The sequence below is a fragment of the Ruegeria sp. AK11 genome, from assembly GCF_056541095.1.
Window position 1 is genome coordinate 1 of record NZ_JBQFXU010000002.1, and the last position, 18,301, is coordinate 18,301.

General features: G+C 56.8%; 17 protein-coding genes. 10 read left to right on the forward strand and 7 right to left on the reverse strand.

What is annotated here, in order from left to right:
* The first annotated feature begins 486 nt into the window (after nt 1-486).
* Complete coding sequence (locus ACR0D9_RS07530) at nt 487-2,106, forward strand: GMC family oxidoreductase (protein ID WP_480506945.1); 1,620 nt, start codon at nt 487-489, stop codon at nt 2,104-2,106.
* A 5-nt stretch (nt 2,107-2,111) separates the two neighbouring features.
* Here ACR0D9_RS07530 and ACR0D9_RS07535 read toward each other — a convergent pair whose 3' ends face one another.
* Nucleotides 2,112-2,957 carry an SDR family oxidoreductase gene (locus tag ACR0D9_RS07535; protein ID WP_480484604.1) on the reverse strand — a complete coding sequence of 282 codons (846 nt, stop codon included), beginning with the start codon at nt 2,955-2,957 and terminating at the stop codon, nt 2,112-2,114.
* A gap of 87 nt (nt 2,958-3,044) precedes the next feature.
* Between ACR0D9_RS07535 and ACR0D9_RS07540 the strand changes: the two genes are divergently transcribed.
* Nucleotides 3,045-3,677 (forward strand): class I SAM-dependent DNA methyltransferase, encoded by a 633-nt coding sequence (locus ACR0D9_RS07540; protein WP_480487107.1) that lies wholly within the window; start codon nt 3,045-3,047, stop codon nt 3,675-3,677.
* A gap of 22 nt (nt 3,678-3,699) precedes the next feature.
* Here ACR0D9_RS07540 and ACR0D9_RS07545 read toward each other — a convergent pair whose 3' ends face one another.
* Together ACR0D9_RS07545 and ACR0D9_RS07550 are read right to left on the reverse strand one after the other, a co-directional pair.
* On the reverse strand, nt 3,700-4,689 hold the full coding sequence (locus ACR0D9_RS07545; protein ID WP_480487098.1) for a sterol desaturase family protein: 990 nt from the start codon (nt 4,687-4,689) through the stop codon (nt 3,700-3,702).
* Nucleotides 4,690-4,710: 21 nt separating this feature from the next.
* Nucleotides 4,711-5,466, reverse strand: coding sequence for a class II aldolase and adducin N-terminal domain-containing protein (locus ACR0D9_RS07550; RefSeq protein ID WP_480487096.1), 756 nt, complete (start codon nt 5,464-5,466; stop codon nt 4,711-4,713).
* Between the two features lie 114 nt (nt 5,467-5,580).
* Between ACR0D9_RS07550 and ACR0D9_RS07555 the strand changes: the two genes are divergently transcribed.
* The 5 genes from ACR0D9_RS07555 to ACR0D9_RS07575 all read left to right on the forward strand — a co-directional run bounded on the left by ACR0D9_RS07555 (nt 5,581) and on the right by ACR0D9_RS07575 (nt 10,961).
* Complete coding sequence (locus tag ACR0D9_RS07555; protein ID WP_480487094.1) at nt 5,581-6,450, forward strand: LysR family transcriptional regulator; 870 nt, start codon at nt 5,581-5,583, stop codon at nt 6,448-6,450.
* Nucleotides 6,451-6,590: 140 nt separating this feature from the next.
* Nucleotides 6,591-8,393 carry an adenine deaminase gene (gene ade / locus ACR0D9_RS07560; RefSeq protein WP_480538261.1) on the forward strand — a complete coding sequence of 601 codons (1,803 nt, stop codon included), beginning with the start codon at nt 6,591-6,593 and terminating at the stop codon, nt 8,391-8,393.
* Complete coding sequence (locus ACR0D9_RS07565; RefSeq protein ID WP_480487090.1) at nt 8,390-9,853, forward strand: AMP nucleosidase; 1,464 nt, start codon at nt 8,390-8,392, stop codon at nt 9,851-9,853. Before ade ends, ACR0D9_RS07565 begins: the two co-directional genes overlap by 4 nt.
* 130 nt (nt 9,854-9,983) lie before the next feature.
* Nucleotides 9,984-10,271 carry an HU family DNA-binding protein gene (locus ACR0D9_RS07570; RefSeq protein WP_117871130.1) on the forward strand — a complete coding sequence of 96 codons (288 nt, stop codon included), beginning with the start codon at nt 9,984-9,986 and terminating at the stop codon, nt 10,269-10,271.
* A gap of 216 nt (nt 10,272-10,487) precedes the next feature.
* On the forward strand, nt 10,488-10,961 hold the full coding sequence (locus ACR0D9_RS07575; protein ID WP_480538262.1) for a GNAT family N-acetyltransferase: 474 nt from the start codon (nt 10,488-10,490) through the stop codon (nt 10,959-10,961).
* A gap of 99 nt (nt 10,962-11,060) precedes the next feature.
* Here ACR0D9_RS07575 and ACR0D9_RS07580 read toward each other — a convergent pair whose 3' ends face one another.
* Nucleotides 11,061-12,257 carry a BCCT family transporter gene (locus tag ACR0D9_RS07580; protein ID WP_480538561.1) on the reverse strand — a complete coding sequence of 399 codons (1,197 nt, stop codon included), beginning with the start codon at nt 12,255-12,257 and terminating at the stop codon, nt 11,061-11,063.
* A 182-nt stretch (nt 12,258-12,439) separates the two neighbouring features.
* Here ACR0D9_RS07580 and ACR0D9_RS07585 point away from each other — a divergent pair, with 182 nt between their 5' ends.
* The 3 genes from ACR0D9_RS07585 to msrA all read left to right on the forward strand — a co-directional run bounded on the left by ACR0D9_RS07585 (nt 12,440) and on the right by msrA (nt 14,408).
* Nucleotides 12,440-13,324 (forward strand): DMT family transporter, encoded by an 885-nt coding sequence (locus ACR0D9_RS07585; protein ID WP_480538264.1) that lies wholly within the window; start codon nt 12,440-12,442, stop codon nt 13,322-13,324.
* Nucleotides 13,325-13,449: 125 nt separating this feature from the next.
* Complete coding sequence (msrB, locus tag ACR0D9_RS07590; protein ID WP_267363147.1) at nt 13,450-13,899, forward strand: peptide-methionine (R)-S-oxide reductase MsrB; 450 nt, start codon at nt 13,450-13,452, stop codon at nt 13,897-13,899.
* Nucleotides 13,896-14,408, forward strand: a complete 513-nt coding sequence (gene msrA / locus ACR0D9_RS07595; RefSeq protein ID WP_209598908.1) for a peptide-methionine (S)-S-oxide reductase MsrA — start codon at nt 13,896-13,898, stop codon at nt 14,406-14,408. Before msrB ends, msrA begins: the two co-directional genes overlap by 4 nt.
* 39 nt (nt 14,409-14,447) lie before the next feature.
* On the opposite strand, the gene ACR0D9_RS07600 is transcribed toward msrA, so the two are convergent.
* From ACR0D9_RS07600 to fzlA, 3 genes are all read right to left on the reverse strand, one after another.
* A complete protein-coding gene (locus ACR0D9_RS07600) occupies nt 14,448-16,451 on the reverse strand; it encodes a hydantoinase/oxoprolinase family protein (protein ID WP_480538266.1) in 2,004 nt (667 codons plus the stop codon).
* A 72-nt stretch (nt 16,452-16,523) separates the two neighbouring features.
* The gene (queG, locus tag ACR0D9_RS07605; protein ID WP_480538268.1) at nt 16,524-17,561 is read right to left on the reverse strand and encodes a tRNA epoxyqueuosine(34) reductase QueG; all 1,038 of its coding nucleotides are present in this window, start codon (nt 17,559-17,561) and stop codon (nt 16,524-16,526) included.
* Nucleotides 17,562-17,635: 74 nt separating this feature from the next.
* Nucleotides 17,636-18,301 (reverse strand): FtsZ-binding protein FzlA, encoded by a 666-nt coding sequence (gene fzlA, locus ACR0D9_RS07610; RefSeq protein WP_267363152.1) that lies wholly within the window; start codon nt 18,299-18,301, stop codon nt 17,636-17,638.

Consider the following 18,301-nt stretch of genomic DNA (forward strand, 5'->3'; position numbering starts at 1 on the left):
AACCTCAACCTCAGATGCCCACCGTCTCTCCGGTGCGTCTCAACCGTCTTTCCAGTCCGTCAGGCCAACCTCAGTTGCGCCGGTGAAGGGGTATTTACGGATTAGGCTTCCGACCTGCAACCCCCATTTTGAAAAAACTTCACATTTCTCACTACTCTCTCATTTAAATGTTGTAAATCAATAGTTTAAACAGATATTTCGCGATTCCCATCGGCCATTTCAGGTGCAGGCTCATCAGAAGAAGAGGGTGAAATCTGCACTTTGGCTGGAATCGTCGACCCCGTCAGCAAACGACGACATCGATATCCGTCTTGAGTCACTCGATCGACGCGGGCGTACCGTTTCGCTGAATGTCGAAGAACACTTGGAAACTGACTTCAGGTCACAATTGTTTTTTTACTCAATTGACGCAGTCTCAGGTGAGCCTGGCTCGGATGGCGAACAGCGGACCGGCACAATAATGGTTCTGATAGTAGGGAAGCCAGCATGGAGTTCGACTATATCATCGTGGGCGGCGGTTCGGCAGGATCCGTTCTTGCAAACCGCCTCACCGAGAACCCGGCTTCACGCGTTTGCCTGCTCGAAGCAGGTGGGAACGGAAACGGCCTGACTGTCAGGGTGCCGGCAGCTGTCGTGGCAGCCCTTCCGGGACGACCCAAAATAAACAACTGGGCTTTTGAAACCATACCGCAACGCGGGTTGAACGGACGCCGGGGGTATCAACCCCGCGGCAAAGCACTGGGTGGTTCGAGCGCGATCAACGCGATGCTTTATGTCCGGGGTCAGCGGCAGGATTACGATGGGTGGGCCGATCAGGGCTGCGACGGTTGGGATTGGGACAGCGTATTGCCGTATTTCAAACGGTCCGAGAACAATGAGCTTGGCGCAGACAGCTGGCATGGTGACAAGGGCCCGTTACAGGTGTCACAGCAAAAGGAACCTCGCCCGATCACCCGCGCGTTCATTGAAGCCGCGCGGCAACTCCAACACCGTCATACTGATGATTTCAACCGAGGCGATAACGAAGGTGTCGGGCTGTATCAGGTAACGCAGTTTCATGACCCGACAAAGAATGGAGAGCGGTGCTCGGCGGCTGCGGGTTACCTGTTCCCGATTGCCAACCGTCCGAACCTGACGATCATTACACATGCCCATGCGAAAGGGCTGGTATTTCAGGGTAAGCGCGCAACTGGCGTTGTTTTCAGGGTCAAAGGCAAAGAGGCAGACACCACCGTTACCGCCACTCGCGAAGTTCTGCTGTGCGCGGGAGCATTAAAAACACCGCAGCTGCTGCAAATCTCTGGGATTGGAGCAAGCGCTGATCTAGAACCGCACGGGATCGCTGTTCTCAACGAACTACCGGGTGTAGGGCGGAACCTGCAGGACCACCTCGACTTTACTCTGACCTACCGGACCAAAGACACGAACAACTTTGGGATCGGCGCAACAGCGGCAGTGCGACTGCTGAAGCACATCCATCAGTGGCGCAAGACCGGTGTGTCAATGGCGGCCACTCCGTTTGCCGAAGGCGCGGCGTTTCTGAAAACCTCACCCGAGCTGGAGCGCCCGGATATCCAGCTGCATTTCACCATCGCAATGGTCGATGATCACGCCCGCAAACTGCATTACGGTTACGGGTACAGCTGTCATATCTGCAAGCTTCGCCCGGAAAGCCGGGGAACCGTTGGCCTGAGCAGCGCCGACCCAATGGCAATGCCTGTCATCGACCCGGGATTTCTTGCAGATGCACGCGATCTGGACACCATGATCAAAGGCGCGCGAATGACGCGAGACATCCTGCAAGCGCCAGCTTTGGCCAAATATCGGCATAAAGAGATGTTCGGAACCGATACGGCCAAATCTGACGCCGATTGGGAGGGGCATATCCGCGCCCGCGCCGATACGATCTATCACCCGGTCGGCACCTGCAAGATGGGTACCGACGATCTGGCGGTTGTGGATCCCGAACTTCGGGTGCGGGGGATTGAGGGGCTGCGTGTAGTTGATGCGTCGGTGATGCCAACGCTGGTGTCGGGAAACACAAACGCGCCAACAATAATGATCGCGGAAAAAGCCTCGGACATGATTAAGGCAGCCGCGCAGTAAAGAACCTACCGGTCCTTCATCAGCGCCTCCAACCCCACCCGGTAGTTCGGGTAGATCAATTCGACACCCAACTCATCCTTGATCCGGTCGTTTCGGACGCGTTTGTTCTCGTTATAAAAACTGCGCGCCATCGGTGTCAGATCGGCCTCGTCAAATGAAACCGCCGGGGGCAGAGGAAGCCCCTGCAACTCGGCGGCATACCCGATGACATCCTGTGGCGGGACAGGCTCATCGTCGCAGACATTGTAAACACTGCCCGGATTCGGCCTTGTCATCGAGGCTTGCAGAACCTGCGCAATGTCATCCACGTGGATACGCGAAAACACTTGCCCCGGCTTGATGATACGCCGCAGCCCACCGCGTGTGAGCTTAGAGAACGGCCCACGGCCCGGGCCGTAAATCCCTGCCAGACGGAAGATGTGAACAGGCAGGCCCGGCACAGCCGCCCATTGCTCTTCAGCCAGCATGCGCCACTTTCCACGCTTGGCGGTCGGTGTTGGCGGGGTGTCTTCGTCAACCCAGGCGCCCTGGTGATCGCCATAAACAGCCGTTGTCGATAAATAACCCACCCAAGTGAACTGACTTGCTCGTTTTCGGATCTCGTCGCCCAGCGCTGCCAGTACCGGATCGCCCGCCTCGCCCGGTGCCGTTGAGATCAGCAAATGCGTCACCCGATCCAGGTTTGGAACCTCACCGGGCCAGATCAGCGGGTCCGCGCCAGAGGCACGTATCGCATCTGTGCCTTCGCCATCTCGTGTGGTGCCAAAAATCTGCCAGCCTTTCGGGGCAAGAATTCGGGAAAGGGCCTGCGCAGAATAGCCGTGGCCAAATGAGAAGAGTGTCTTGGTCATGCACCGTTGATGGGCTTCAGCGCATCGGGATGCAAGCGCCGCATGGACGCACTTGAATCGAATCTTCTGATGCGCCTTTCTGTGGATATGAGCAAAAAGAAACCAGACCTGCATTCTGCCTACGCGCTGAGCTCTCCGGACGATAACAAACGCCTTTATGCGGAATGGGCCGGGGACTATGACGACAGCTTTGCCGCGCGTGAGGATTATCAGCTTCATACCCATACCGCGCGGGCGTTTGTGGGCGCGGGCGGTCAGGGGCCGGTTCTGGATGTCGGAGCGGGAACGGGCCTGTGCGGCGCGGTGTTGTCTGGGCTTGGTGTTGGCCCGATTGATGCCACGGATATCAGTTCAGAGATGCTGGAACAGGCTATGCGCAAGGATATCTACCGGGACGCGATCGAGGCTGACCTGACCCATGGCATCCCGGTTCCGCCAGACAGCTATTCCGGCATCGTGTCATCTGGCACGTTCACACATGGCCACCTGGGTCCCGAAGTGTTGCCTGCGCTGCTTCGCGTCGCACGATCAGGCGCTACGTTCGCCCTGTCAATAAACGCCCGCCATTTCGAAAAGATGGGCTTCAAGGGCAAGCTGCACGAACTGGAACAGGACCAGATCCGCAACCTGACCCTGCCCGAGGTTCGCATCTATGGCGATCTTGCCGCAGGACCCAATAAGGATGACACGGCCTTCATTGCATTGTTCGAGCGGGTTTAGTCCCCGGACAGAACCAGCCGCGTCAAGTGTACATCTGCTTTTTGTAGGCCCTCGTGCGTGTCGTCGCCTCGGCTGAGCCATCGTGATAGGTGCCAAACCACTTGTCGAACGGAATTTCGGATGTGCCGTAGTTGCACTCGAAATACCTGTGGTGGAGCTGATGAAAAAAGTCGCCCGCCCGCGCGGCTTCGGTCTCACCGGCCTTTAGCTTCTCGAACCCAGAATGGGACAGTATCGGGCTGACCTGCTGGAACGAGCTGTGAAACAACACATGCAGCGGATGGGAAGGCACGATCAGGTGGATGAAATACGTCGTGAAATACAGCATGTTTTCATACCAGTGATTCGAAATCCCTGACCATGGCCCGGTATTGACATTGCGGTGATGGACCGCGTGCACAAGTTTATAAAGCCTGGGATGATGTTCCAGCCGGTGCACCCAGTAAAAATGCAGACCGGACCACATGGGAATAAACAACATCCAAACCACGAACCAGACCGGCGCGCTGGCCCAGGTAATCGTCGGAACCCAGCCATTTGCCATCGCCCAGAAGATGACCCACTGGTAAATGGTCGCCACCGTCATGGCGCTGCCCAGCGTCCACCAGATGTTATCCCAGACCTGATTGCGGAATGTGAATGTTCCGTTGTCCCGTGTCAGGTCCCTGCGATCAAACTTTTTGTACATCCCCTGCCCTTTGCGCATGTACAGCCACCAGTGCAGGCTTCCTGCTACCAGAGTTTGCGGCACCATATTCAGCAACCAGATCCGAAACATCCATCCGGGCGCAAAGCTTTTCATCGTCTCTAACGCAGGGAAAAAGAACGCATAGGCGATGACGGCCAAGGTCATGCACAGTGTCAGGGCGGTGATTTGCAACCACGCTCCGCTGTACCATTTCAGCACGGCCGCCGGACGTGGTGGCCAACTGAACAGCGGGTTGAGACCCACTGGCCCGTCGGGGTGGTAATGCCAGCGGGCAGCTTCGGGGTCCTGCGTGGAATCTCGCATGTCGGTCACTCTGTCTTGCATTCAGGTTGCGTAATCCGAGCCTTCTGCATCGAGTATTGCTTTGATCTCTCGCAGATGCGCTTCGGCTTGACCGGGGTAGTCGTCCAGTTCCTGTGCTGTTTTCTCGGCAATTTCATCCGACAGCACCCGCAGGGGCAGGCCTGTTTGCAGCGCCCGGATGTAAGTTTCGGCAGCGCGCTCGAAATAATAGAGCCTGTTAAAGGTATCTGCAGGGTCGCTGCCAGTGATCAGAACCCCGTGGTTGCCCATGATCATGACTTTCTTCTTCGGATCAGCCAACATCCCGGCGCACCGCTCGCCTTCGCTTTCAAAAGCCAATCCGCCAAATTCTTCGTCAACAACGTAGCGGTTGTAGAAGGTCGCGGTGTTCTGGTCGATTGGCGGAAGTGTACTGTCGGCCAGTGACGCCAGAACAGTTGCGAAAATCGAATGCACATGCATGACGCAACGCGCGTGCGGGCAGTGGCGATGGATCGAGCCGTGCAGGCCCCAGGCCGTGGGATCAGGTGCGCCGGGCTGGGACATCACATCCGGATCGTTGGCGTTCAACAGCAACAGATCAGACGCGCGAATACGCGAGAAATGCGCCTGATTGGGGTTCATCAGGAACTGCGTCCCGTCTGCGTTCACAGCAAGACTGAAGTGGTTGGCAACGGCTTCGTGCATGTTCAGCCGGGCCGTCCAGCGAAAGGTTGCGGCCATGTCCACACGTTCTGACCAATGATCGATGTTGGGACGAAGGTTGGTGAGACTCATGTGACGCGTCCTTTGGTATCTGCGAATGACCAAAGCCTGCATTTGGTCCGGCAATTTGACCAACGAAAAAAACGCAACTATTCCATTAGCTAAACTTATGCCGGAGTTATGTCGATGCAAAACAGGCTTCCCCCGCTTGGCTGGCTGCGCACATTCGAAGCCGCAGCCCGCCATCTGTCATTCACCGGTGCGGCGCGGGATCTGAACATGACGCAAAGTGCGGTCAGTCAGCAGATCAAATCGCTGGAAGGCCATCTGGGTCAGCCACTGTTCCTGCGACGCCCGAAGGCGCTTGAGCTGACAGAGGCCGGAATCACCTATTTGCCGGTGGTGCGCGAGGCGTTTCGGACACTGATACGGGGCACTCAGGCGGTAACTGGCGCGCAACAGAATGCGGTCCAGGTGCAGTGCAACATCAGTTTCGCCGTGAACTGGCTGGCCCCGCGTCTGCCATTATTTCAGGCTGAACACCCGGATGTTCAGCTGAACATCTTCACCGAGTTGTGGGAACCGCGCGAGATGGCTGAAGGCGCAGCAGTCGAGATCCGGTTTTCCCTTCGACCCTCAGATACAACCCGGACAGAGGTGCTGCGCTCTGAATATTACTATCCCGTCTGCGCGCCGGGATATCAGGTGTGCCTGCAAGACCTTCAGGAAAAACCTCTGTTCGACTGTTCCAACCTGTTGACCAACTGGGCGACGTGGGCTGAAGATCAGGCTCTGAATTGGCAGAATCCGCCTATTACCTACGCGACAACCTATCTGGTTTGTTTGTCAGCTGCGATGGCCGGAGGTGGCCTGTGCCTGGCCCATGACACCATCGCAGGTCATTTGATCGATCAGGGACGACTAGTCGCACCATTTGAGCATCGCGCCCCGATGCCCGAGGCGTATTATCTGCTGCTCTCCCCTCAGGCCGAGGACACGCCCGGAGCGGTTACCTTTGCGAACTGGATACGACGAGAATTCGGGTCCGAAACGTAAACCCGGACGGGTTCCTGCGCGCTGTCGGCACCTATGTCAGCTTTCGATGACTGAGTCGGGCAGATTTGCAGAATTGTGATCCGTCGGCAGTAGTAAAGAACCGGGGTTGCGCCCACGCGCGCATTCGTGAAAGTTGAGCCATGGAAAACACACCCTTCCCAACTTGGCCCGATGTCGCCCCCCGATTGATCGCAGTTGCTGCCGGACGTGAGGCAGCAGATATGGTAATAAAGGGTGGGACTTGGGTAAATGTGCACAGCCGCGAACTGCTGCCGAACCATTCAGTTGCAATCGCTGCAGGCCGTATTGCATTTGTCGGTCCCGACGCCTCGCATTGTACCGGACCAGAGACACAGGTTATCGACGCGCAAGGCCGCTTTATCCTGCCCGGCTTATGCGACGCGCATATGCACATCGAATCGGGGATGCTGACCCCTGCCGAGTTTGCCCGCGCAGTTATCCCCCATGGCACAACCAGTATGTTCACCGACCCGCACGAGATCGCCAATGTGTTGGGGCTGGACGGTGTGCGCATGATGCATGACGAAGCAATGATGCAGCCGGTCAACATCTTCACTCAGATGCCGTCCTGCGCGCCCTCTGCACCGGGGTTAGAGACGACAGGCTATGAAATCACCCCCGAAGACGTGGCCGAGGCGATGAATTGGCCCGGGATCATCGGCTTGGGGGAAATGATGAACTTCCCCGGCGTGATTCACGGAGATCCCAAAATGCTGGCCGAGATTGCGGCCACGCAGCGGGCAGGCAAGGTCGTCGGCGGACATTACGCATCCCCTGATTTAGGGCCTGATTTTGCGGCTTACGTGGCTGGCGGACCTGCCGATGACCACGAAGGCACCTGCGAAGCGGATGCCATCGCACGGGTCAGACAGGGAATGCGTTCGATGATGCGGTTGGGCTCGGCCTGGTATGACGTTGAAAGCCAGATTACCGCAGTAACCGAAAAAGGTCTGGATGCGCGCAATTTCATCCTGTGCACGGATGACTGCCACTCTGCAACGCTGGTCAATGAAGGGCATATGAATCGCGTCGTGCGCCACGCCGTTGCCTGTGGCTGTGACCCGCTTGTGGCCCTGCAGATGGCCACAATCAACACCGCCACGCATTTCGGTCTGGAACGCGAGATCGGATCGGTCACGCCGGGACGACGGGCGGATATCATCCTCAGCTCTGACCTGACCGAATTGCCGGTCGAACTGGTCATAGCGCGCGGGCAGGTTGTCGCGGAAAACGGGGTGATCAAGGTTGATTGCCCCCATCTAAACTGGCCCGACAAAGCACGTCGCACGGTTCATCTGAAGCATGCGCTGACCTCGACCGATTTTGAGATCACGGCGCCGAAGGGCGCAAACAAGGTAAGGGCCAACGTCATTGGCGTGGTAGAAAACCAGGCCCCCACTAAAGCGCTGAAAGCCGAATTGCCGATTATCGGCGGGCTTGTTGAAGGTGAGGGTGACGTATGTCAGATCTCACTGGTCGAACGACACCGGGCGACAGGGGGCGTCACCAATGCCTTTGTCTCGGGGTTTGGATATCAGGGAAAAATGGCCATGGCCTCGACCGTGGCACATGACAGTCACCACATGATCGTCGTCGGCACGGACCGTGAACAGATGGCGCTGGCCGCGAATCGACTGGCCGAGGTGGGTGGCGGCATCACGATCTTCCGGGACGGCCAGGAACTGGCGATGGTCGAACTTCCCATTGCCGGTCTGATGTCCGACAGCCCGGCCGCTGAAGTGGCGGCCAAGGCGGACAGGATGGTTCAGGCCATGCAGGAATGTGGCTGCAATCTGAACAACGCATATATGCAACATTCGCTGCTGGCGTTGGTCGTCATACCGGAACTCAGGATCTCTGATCTCGGGCTGGTTGACGTGCGCACATTCAAAAAAATTGATCTTCTGGAACCCTTGGCATGACGACACTCCTGACACCTGAAGCCCTTTCGCCAGAACAGTTCACCGATCCCGCAGCCGCAGTTGCGCGACTGGAGGAGCTTTACACTCAAGCAACAGAATTTCTTTGCGACAGCTTCTCGAAGGTACTGCAAAATGGAGCACCAACCGCCAGATACAGGGCCTATTACCCCGAGATTCGCATAAAGACGTCGACCTATGCTCAAGTCGACAGCCGCCTGAGTTTTGGGCATGTGGCGGAACCCGGTGTTCACGCTACAACCGTAACGCGCCCGGATTTATTCCGGTCCTACCTGACCCAGCAGATTGCCCTGTTGATCAAGAATCACGACCAACCGGTGACGATTGCAGCGTCGGACACACCTATTCCGGTGCATTTTGCCGTGGCGAATACGTCAGGTCTGGTTGTGCCGCATCAGGGGGCGGCTGCTTTCACCCTGCGCGATGTGTTTGACGTGCCGGATCTGACCACCACGAATGACGACATCGTTAACGGCGTGCACGATCATGAAGACGCCGTCGGACCCTTGTCATTGTTTACTGCCCAGCGCGTCGATTATTCACTTGCGCGACTGGCACATTACACAGCGACAGATGCCCGGCATTTTCAGAACCACGTTCTGTTCACGAACTATCAGTTCTATGTTTCGGAATTCGAGAACTACGCCCGTGAGCAGTTGGCTGATCCCAGCAGCGGGTATACCAGCTTTGTCTCGACCGGGAATGTTGAGATCACGGAGCCGGACGCAGAAATCGAGCAACCGCTGAAACTGCCGCAAATGCCAACCTATCATCTGAAGCGTGAAGATGGTTCGGGTCTTACTTTGGTGAACATCGGTGTTGGCCCCTCGAATGCGAAAACTGCGACCGACCATATCGCGGTTCTGCGCCCCCACGCGTGGTTGATGGTTGGCCATTGCGCCGGATTGCGCAACACGCAGGCATTGGGTGATTTCGTTCTGGCCCATGCATATCTACGTGATGACAAGGTTCTGGATGATGACCTGCCGGTCTGGGTGCCCATCCCGCCCCTGGCCGAGGTTCAGGTCGCGCTGGAACGCGCCGTGGCCGAAGTGACCGAGCTGGAAGGGTATGAACTGAAGCGGATCATGCGGACGGGAACAGTTGCATCGGTCGACAATCGCAACTGGGAACTGCGCGATCAATCCGGACCGGTTCAGCGCCTCAGCCAGTCGCGGGCCATCGCGCTGGATATGGAAAGCGCCACCATCGCCGCGAACGGCTATCGCTTTCGCGTTCCTTACGGCACTTTGCTGTGCGTGTCGGACAAGCCCCTGCACGGCGAACTGAAACTACCGGGCATGGCGTCTACCTTTTATACCACTCAGGTCGGGCGTCATTTGATGATCGGGATACGCGCTATGGAGCACCTGCGCGGCATGCCGTTGGAGCGTCTGCACAGCCGGAAATTGCGTTCCTTCGACGAAACTGCCTTCCTCTGACGCAAAAAAGCAACGTTTTCCCCATATTTTTAGGGGTTTCTGCGCTACTATTCGTTGTGTTTGGCCACAATATCCCGTTACAGTTACGCGGTGAGGCCCTATAGATCGGGCACGTTAAGGAGACCAAGAAATGGCAAAACCTATGACAAAGACTCAGCTGGTTGCTGCTCTCGCTGAGGAAATGGGAACCGATAAGAAATCCGCGAACTCTGCGCTTGAGGCCATAACCGGCCTGATCACACGCGAAGTTTCCGCAGGTGGTGCAGTGACCCTGCCTGGCGTCGGCAAAATCTACTGCCGCGAGCGCCCCGAGCGTCAGGTCCGCAACCCGGCAACCGGTGAAACCTTCACCAAAGAAGCCGACAAGGTTGTGAAAATGACCATCGCGAAAGCACTGAAAGACAGCGTGAACGGCTGATCTCAAGCGCTTGGAACCATGAAAAGGGGTGGCGGTTACGCGGCCCCTTTTTTGTGCCTGAGCTTCACATTTTAAAGCCTGCGCACATGTGTCCTAAGGCATCAGAGTTCTTATTCAGACTGTAAATATGGGCTACAATCCAACACCGGTTGTCCTTGGCACGTTTTTTACGGACAACCCTTTGATTTCCTGCTTGGCCCGCTAAATCCCAGTTCTATGGAACAGGATATAACCTTCACGCGACTGCCCCTCGTCTCAGCACCTGAGATACTGGCGCATATGAGAAATCCAATTCTTGCCGAACACATGCCTCTCCTGACGCAGGATTGGGATGAGGAAACAGTCGCCGGTTTCATTCACGCGAAAGAGTCGTGTTGGGCGCGGGACGGCCTAGGTCATTGGGCAATTCTGCACCGCGGACATTATGTGGGATGGGGCGGATTTCAAAAAGAAGGTGAAGATTGGGATTTCGGGTTGGTCTTGAAGCCCGGTGCATTTGGACTGGGTGCAAAGATAGCACGTCAGGCCATCGCATTCGCAAAGCAGGACAATCGTATTCCGTTCGTGACATTCTTGCTGCCGCCTTCACGCACGAAACTGCGCGCAATGACCAAACTCGGCGCTTATTTTGTTGGGCAAGTAGACTACGCTGGCCACAGTTTCCTCAAATATCGTCTCGACACGAACTGAAGTGAACGACAAGGAATGAGGGCCGGATCGGGCAGTGCCCAAAAACGGCTGCGGGCCCCAATGTCGAGGCCCGCTTTTGGTTTGGTAGGTTCGAAACAATCAGTGAATCGTCTCAACCTTGTGGAAGTCCAGATCGCGATCTTCCGGCATGGCATCGATACTCATCACCTCTTTGCGCTTGGTGACCAGGATATAGACCACGCAAGCCAGGTAAAGACCGACTACGACGGCTCCGATCCACTGGATTTGCAACCACTGACTCTGGAACAGCAGCGTTAGCACAAACAGCAGCGCGACGTTGCCAGCGACATAGGTCGCCTTGCCAAACCGCTCGGCGGTCATGTTCAGGTTGTCTGTATAGAGCCTAATCAGCGAGTCCAGCGAGTTGATCACAAAGGTCACGCCCACGATTACCATCGCGATATTGGTGATGCCTGCGGTGCTGATGCCGTTCAGGTGATAGTAGTAGAGAACGGTGAACCAGATCCCCAGCGGGATCGACGGGAAGATCAACAACGCCGCCAGCAGCTGCCAGGTTTTCAAACCGCCCACAAAGCGCGAAGTAAACTGGCCAATCATGATTGACCACGCAAACCACCAGAACAAGTAGAAGGCATGATAATCGGTCAGCGGCAGGACAAATTTGTGCACATTGGTGAAATAGGCACCAATGTTACTGCCGGTTTCGATAAACCCGGTCATTCCCATGCCAGCGGCCGCCCACATACCCAGAATCAGTGCAAGGAACAGAAAGGTCGAACCGACCGACAGGATGCGCACATATTTCAAATCGGTCGACGAGTATGCCGCCGCCAGAATGACCACAAACACGATGACGTAGAAGGTGGTAACGACAGATTCTCCATCCCCGACCTCTGGCAGGTAGCCAGGCAGGTAGATCAGGAACAGGCTGGCGGTAAAGGCGCAGGTGCCGATGATGACGATGTTGTTGATCAGCTTGACCAGCGGAATCTCAAAGAAGTTCACGCGGGGTTCGATCACGCAGAAATAGAAGGCTGTCAGGAAGTAAAACGCCCAGATCAGAAATCCCCAGAAACCGAACTCGATCGCCAGTGGATTAGCAAAGGCATAGGCCGGATCTTCGGCATAGCCACCAAATTCTGTCAGCGGGAACATGATCAGGCCAACATCCAGACCGGACGTAAACAGAATCGCGATGAACGTGAAAAGGTGGACAGGTGTAACGCCAACGCAGCGCAGGTTCCACCACTTCACGACGAAGAACGCGACCAGGCCCAACGCCAGCAGAACGCCAAAAGATAGAATGTACTCCAGAAGCACCGACAACCCTCCCTTGATATGTCAGATCCCGGAGCCGATAACTTTAATTGTTCAGTCAATCAATAAAAACATCCTCGTGACTTTCGTTGCATCACGGATGTGTCTTTTTTGACGCGCAGCGCTTGCGACCCATCGGAAAATCGGGGACAGTCCGCGCAAAGTGACAGGGGGTCTCCATGGATCTGCGCGCCATAGCCATGGGGCTTACTTTTGCCCTGATCTGGTCGTCTGCCTTTACCTCGGCGCGGATCATCGTGGCAGACGCCTCTCCCTTGTTTTCGCTGGCTCTGCGGTTTTTGATCTCAGGGGGTCTGGGGGTTCTGATTGCCCGGGCGATGGGGCAAAGCTGGCACCTGACCCGGAACCAATGGCGGGCGACAATTCTGTTCGGTATCTGCCAAAATGCCCTGTATTTGGGTCTGAATTTCTACGCTATGCAAACGGTCGAGGCTTCGGTTGCGGCGATTATCGCGTCCACAATGCCCTTGTTGGTGGCGCTGGCAGGGTGGCTGATTTTCGGCGAGAAACTGCGCCCTCTCGGGATTTTGGGATTGTTTGCCGGATTCACCGGCGTCGCCCTGATCATGAGCAGCCGGATCAGTTCTGGTGTCGACATGTTCGGCATCGCGTTGTGCGGCATCGGAGCTTTGGCGCTGACCTTTGCCACCCTCGCGGTCCGCGGTGCGACTTCGGGCGGTAATTTCATGATGGTCGTCGGTCTACAGATGCTTGTAGGTTCAGCCATGTTGTTCGTGGCTGCTCCGATCTTTGAGGCCATCTACATCCACCCGACGCTGCCATTGGCCTTGGCGTTCACCTACACAACCCTGTTTCCTGGGCTGCTGGCCACGCTGATCTGGTTCCTTCTTCTGGATCGCATCGGCGCGATCCGCGCAGCCACGTTCCACTTTTTGAATCCGGTATTCGGTGTCACGATTGCGGCCATATTGTTGGGCGAGAAACTGGGCGCGATGGACGCAATTGGCGTTACAATCACGACATTGGGTATTCTTGCCGTACAGCTTTCACGCCAACCTGCCAGCAAAACGACTTCGGCCTAACACAAGGACCTAAGTGTATGCGTCTGACCGACCGCACGACTGTGAGAGCTCTTTGAAATATCGCTTTGCTTTCTGTACGGCAGCCCCCAGATAATGGCACAAACGTCAAATCAGCCGGAGGATCCATGACACGCTACACCAAAGACCCCACGGTTATTGCGGCGCTTTCGCCCGAAGAATTTCACGTCACCCAACGCAACGGCACCGAACGGCCGGGGACAGGCAAGTATTTGGGGAACAAGGAACCGGGTATCTACGTGGACATCGTGTCAGGCGAACCGCTGTTTGCTTCGACCCACAAATACGAATCTGGATGTGGCTGGCCCAGCTTTACCAAGCCGATCATCCATGAGCATGTGGAAGAGTTTCGCGACACGACACATGGTATGATTCGGACCGAGGTTCGCTCGAAACACGGCGACAGCCATCTGGGGCATGTCTTCCCCGACGGCCCGCGAGAACATGGCGGTCTGCGATATTGCATCAACTCGGCCTCGCTCAGGTTCATCCATCGGGATGAGATGGAGGCTGAAGGTTACGCCGAATTCCTGATCCACGTGGAGGAAATCCAATGACTGAACAACGTGCTGTACTGGCCGGAGGCTGCTTTTGGGGTATGCAGGACCTGATCCGCAAGCTGCCAGGCGTCTTGCGTACCCGGGTGGGCTACACCGGAGGCGATGTGCCCAACGCCACCTATCGCAACCACGGCACCCACGCCGAAGGGATCGAAATCTGGTTTGACCCATCGCTAATCAGTTACCGCGACCTGCTGGAATTTTTCTTCCAGATTCACGACCCGACCACGGTGAATCGACAAGGCAACGACCGAGGCATGAGCTATCGTTCCGCGATTTACCACGTCGATGAAGCCCAAAGAGCAACCGCCCTGGATACAATCGCAGACGTGAATGCCAGCGGCTTGTGGCCGGGAAAAGTCGTAACCGAAGTCGAACCCGTCGGCGATTTCTGGGAGGCCGAACCCGAGCATCAGGATTATCTTGAGCGTATCCCGAACGGATATACCTGCCACTTCCCGCGCCAGGACTGGGTTCTTCCCAAACGTGCCAGCGCCGCAGAATAATGCACCACCTGCCCGGCCCCTCTGAACGAGTCAGAGGGGCTAGCCCGCCGCAACCCGCGGTCGCCCGCTCGCCTCGACCGTGATCATTGCTTCGACAAACACATCATTGGCCTCGACCCGCGCGGTTTTGATGTCGCGATCCACGATCACCCGGATATCTTCTGCACCGGCTTCGCGCACCGCGCCTTCAGCTTCCGACCTCAGAACATTTTCCAGCAAAGCCAGCGCATCTTCTGATGCGGAAAAATCCTTGGGCCCGCCCTCGAGATGTACACGATACCGCCCTTCGGCAGGACTTGTCACCGTGCCCGTTCGCCGTAAGGTCAACCGCCCCACGACAGCGCCAATCGCATTGGCTACGCCCGCATGTTCCGGCAGTATCATCCGGCAGTGAAGCCGTTCACCAACCGCCGGGTAATAGCTGGGGGCAGATGCCCCAAGTCCCACAACATCAACGTTCAGGGCTGCGGTCAGCGACAACAAACCGCGATGCTGCGCCAATCCGCGCTGTGTCAGGATATGCCGCGCCAGCTCCTGTGGCGAAAGCCCGAAACTGTCTGGTTCCTCATCAAAAGCAGCCTCTAACAAGGTCAAACTGGTCTGTTCTGTCAATTGTATCACGATCATCTGCGCCAGCGCTTCGGCGGAATTTGCCAACATATCTCCGGACCCGACCCGTTTGCGCGCGACCAGTTCAAGTGCCTTACGGGCGGCGTCCGCATCCCAGGCATCCACCCGCCCCAGTACATGGCTGGCATCCGACGGCGTCACGCCCGAGATCTGAATGATCCCGCGGTCCACCAACCGGGTCAATGCGCCGCTCTCCATTCGGGACCGAAGCAAGGAACCGATCGGCAGAACCTGATCTCCCAACCGCTCCAACAGGGCTTCTTCTCGCACATCTATACCGTCGTCACGTATTCCCGGCACGCGACGGGCAAAGCGCGTATCGTGCTCACCCACCGTCGTGGCCCGCAATTGCTCGTCCAGAACGGCATGGACGATCTCGGGCGCTTCCGAGGCGATCAGGGACACCGGAAGAACGCGGCGCGGCCCCAGAAAAACACCGCCCTGCAACCCCTCGGTCACGACATGCACCTGACTGTCACCTCCAAGGCCATGGGTGCGCATCGCAACTGCCTCGACCATTGTGCGGAACCCGCCCACCTGTGCCCCGGCCGAGTCTATCGCGGGCTTACCGTCACGGATCAACGCCACGTCAGTTGTCGTGCCGCCAATATCCGACACCAACGCATTCTCTGCGCCGGTCAACCAGCGCGCGCCTACAATTGACGCGGCTGGTCCGCTCAGGATCGTTTCAATGGGGCGTTCACGCGCCTGTTCAGCACTCATCAACGCCCCATCACCGCGCACGACCATCATCGGGGCCATTATCCCCAACTCGCGCAGCTGGTCCTGCGCACGCCCGATCAAACGATCGATCATCCCGATCAGCCGCGCATTCAACACGGCCGTCACGGCGCGTTTCGGCCCATTCAGCTTTGCCGACAAGTGATGCGAACATGTTACCGGAGCCCCGGTTCTTTCCGTAACGATCCGTGCGGCTTCCAGTTCATGCGCGGGATTACGGGTGGCAAACTGAGCGGCTATGGCAAAGCCAGAAATCCCTTTATGAGTGTCTAAAAACTGCTCCAGCGCGGCAACGTCCAATGGCGCAGCTTCGCTGCCAGAATGAGAATGCCCACCAGACATAACCAGGGACGGGTCCCCTTTTAACGCGTCCTTCAAACCGTGCTTTTCAAGGTCGCTGTCTTTGAATCCGATATAGATCAACGCAACGCGCCCGCCCTGCCCTTCGACCAAGGCATTAGTCGCCAATGTTGTGGACAAAGACGCCATTGAAATCTGATCCGGCGCAACTTTCGCCTGCTCCAGAACGGCAGAAATCGCCTTGCCCACACCAATTGCCAGATCCGCGCGTGTGGTCAGGGACTTGGCCGAGGCTATGACCTCTTTTTCATCCCGGATCAGTACCGCATCGGTATAGGTTCCACCCGTATCCACCCCCAAAGCCAGCGCCATCGGGTTCTCCTTACTGTTCGCTGCAGATTGGTGTAGCGATTGGGGCCGACACGTCCAGCCTGTTTGCGGCAATTATGAAAGTTGTTCCACCGCCCAACGCGCTGCGTCGGCCACGGTTTCATCCGGGTCATCTGTCAATCTCTGGGCCGCAGCCTTCAAACTCGGGCGCCCCGAGTTTCCAATGGCATAAAGCACGTTGCGCACAAACCGGTCGCGCCCAATCCGTTTAATGGGTGAGCCAGAGAACTTCGCTCGGAACAAAGTATCATCAAGCGCTACCAGCTCTTCCAGCGCAGGCGCCGTCAGATCCTCGCGCGCGGCATAGCGTATGTCACTTGCGGCAACCGCAAACTTGTTCCACGGGCAAGCTGCCAGGCAATCATCACAGCCGTAGATTCGATTGCCCAGCTTTCCGCGAAGTTCAGGCTCCACAGGGCCTTTATGTTCGATGGTCAGATAGGAAATGCACCGCCGTGCATCCAATTGATACGGGCCTGGAAAGGCGTCCGTGGGGCAGCTGTCCAAACAGGCCCGACAAGACCCGCAGCGATCAATCTCAGAAGAATCAGTGGGTATGTCCAATGTTGAAAAAACAGACCCTATAAAGGCCCAATTACCCCATTCCCGACTGACAAGATTTGTGTGTTTCCCCTGCCAGCCCAACCCGGCGGCCTGCCCCAAGGCTTTCTCTGGCACGGGTGCAGTGTCAACGAACACCTTAACCTCGCCGCCCGCCTCGGCAATCAGCCACCGCGCCAGACGCTTCAGTCGCTTTTTGACCAGATCATGATAGTCTTTGTTCTGCGCATAGACAGAAATCGCCCCGTGGCCGCGTTGCTTCAAGACGTCTGTCGGGTCATGTTCCGGCGTGTAACTCTCGGCCAGCATGATCACTGATCGCGCCTCGGGCCAAAGGGCTGCAGGATCACCGCGCCAATGCGTTCGTTCGGCCATCCATCCCATCTGCCCATGATACCCGGCACCCAGGTACGCGGCCAAACGCTCGGGAACTTCTGGAACATCCCACGGGCGGCAGACACGGCACGCAACAAACCCTTCTTCAAGGGCCTGTTGTACCAGCTTTTCCTTCAAATCAGATCCGCTCTTCATCTGGCCAAAAATATCCTCGGGGGGAATCGCGCATCTGCGCGATGGGGGGCAGACAGCCCCCCTGGCGCACCCTATCAGAAATCCAGATCAGCGTAATGGGGCGGCGGCCGGAAACCCGGCACCTGATCCGCCAGAATAGAGCGAAACGCAGGGCGTGATTTGATTTTCGCATACCAATCCTTGACCACCTGACTGCGGTTCCAATCCACGTCCGAGATATAGTCCAGCGAAGACAGATGCGCCGCTGCTGCGAAATCAGCCAATGTCATCTGGTCACCGGCCAACCACCGGCGGTGATCCAGCAGCCATGCCATATAATCCAGGTGGTACTTGATGGCCTTGGCACCCTGTTTGACGTTCTTGCTGTCCGGATAGCCCTGACCCGTCACTTTTTTGTTTACCCGTTCGTACAGCAGCTTCGACGTCACCTCATGGTGGAATTTGTCGTCAAACCAACCAACAAGGCGCCGCACTTCGTATCGGGCTTCGGGGCTTTTTGGCATCAATGGCGGTTCGGGACGGGTTTCTTCGATGTATTCGCAGATCGCTGCGCTTTCCGACATCATTTGTCCGTCCAGACGCAATACTGGTACTTTACCCGCGGGGTTACGGCGCAAAAAGTCGGGGTCCTGTTCCCAGTATCGCTCTTCGACAAGCTCAACCTCGATCTTCTTTTCCGCCAGAGACAGCCGAACCTTGCGGCAATATGGAGAGAGGGGAACATGAAACAGACGCGCCAT

Coding starts and splice junctions, on each gene's coding strand:
- ade (WP_480538261.1), top strand. CDS start 6,591: ATGGAAAACACACCCTTCCCAACTTGGCCCGATGTCGCCCCCCGATTG.
- ACR0D9_RS07545 (WP_480487098.1), bottom strand. CDS start 4,689: ATGCGAGATTCCACGCAGGACCCCGAAGCTGCCCGCTGGCATTACCAC.
- queG (WP_480538268.1), bottom strand. CDS start 17,561: ATGAAGAGCGGATCTGATTTGAAGGAAAAGCTGGTACAACAGGCCCTT.
- msrA (WP_209598908.1), top strand. CDS start 13,896: ATGACTGAACAACGTGCTGTACTGGCCGGAGGCTGCTTTTGGGGTATG.
- ACR0D9_RS07550 (WP_480487096.1), bottom strand. CDS start 5,466: ATGAGTCTCACCAACCTTCGTCCCAACATCGATCATTGGTCAGAACGT.
- ACR0D9_RS07535 (WP_480484604.1), bottom strand. CDS start 2,957: ATGACCAAGACACTCTTCTCATTTGGCCACGGCTATTCTGCGCAGGCC.
- msrB (WP_267363147.1), top strand. CDS start 13,450: ATGACACGCTACACCAAAGACCCCACGGTTATTGCGGCGCTTTCGCCC.
- ACR0D9_RS07565 (WP_480487090.1), top strand. CDS start 8,390: ATGACGACACTCCTGACACCTGAAGCCCTTTCGCCAGAACAGTTCACC.
- fzlA (WP_267363152.1), bottom strand. CDS start 18,301: ATGGCGCGTCTGTTTCATGTTCCCCTCTCTCCATATTGCCGCAAGGTT.
- ACR0D9_RS07585 (WP_480538264.1), top strand. CDS start 12,440: ATGGATCTGCGCGCCATAGCCATGGGGCTTACTTTTGCCCTGATCTGG.
- ACR0D9_RS07530 (WP_480506945.1), top strand. CDS start 487: ATGGAGTTCGACTATATCATCGTGGGCGGCGGTTCGGCAGGATCCGTT.
- ACR0D9_RS07540 (WP_480487107.1), top strand. CDS start 3,045: ATGAGCAAAAAGAAACCAGACCTGCATTCTGCCTACGCGCTGAGCTCT.
- ACR0D9_RS07555 (WP_480487094.1), top strand. CDS start 5,581: ATGCAAAACAGGCTTCCCCCGCTTGGCTGGCTGCGCACATTCGAAGCC.
- ACR0D9_RS07570 (WP_117871130.1), top strand. CDS start 9,984: ATGGCAAAACCTATGACAAAGACTCAGCTGGTTGCTGCTCTCGCTGAG.
- ACR0D9_RS07600 (WP_480538266.1), bottom strand. CDS start 16,451: ATGGCGCTGGCTTTGGGGGTGGATACGGGTGGAACCTATACCGATGCG.
- ACR0D9_RS07575 (WP_480538262.1), top strand. CDS start 10,488: ATGGAACAGGATATAACCTTCACGCGACTGCCCCTCGTCTCAGCACCT.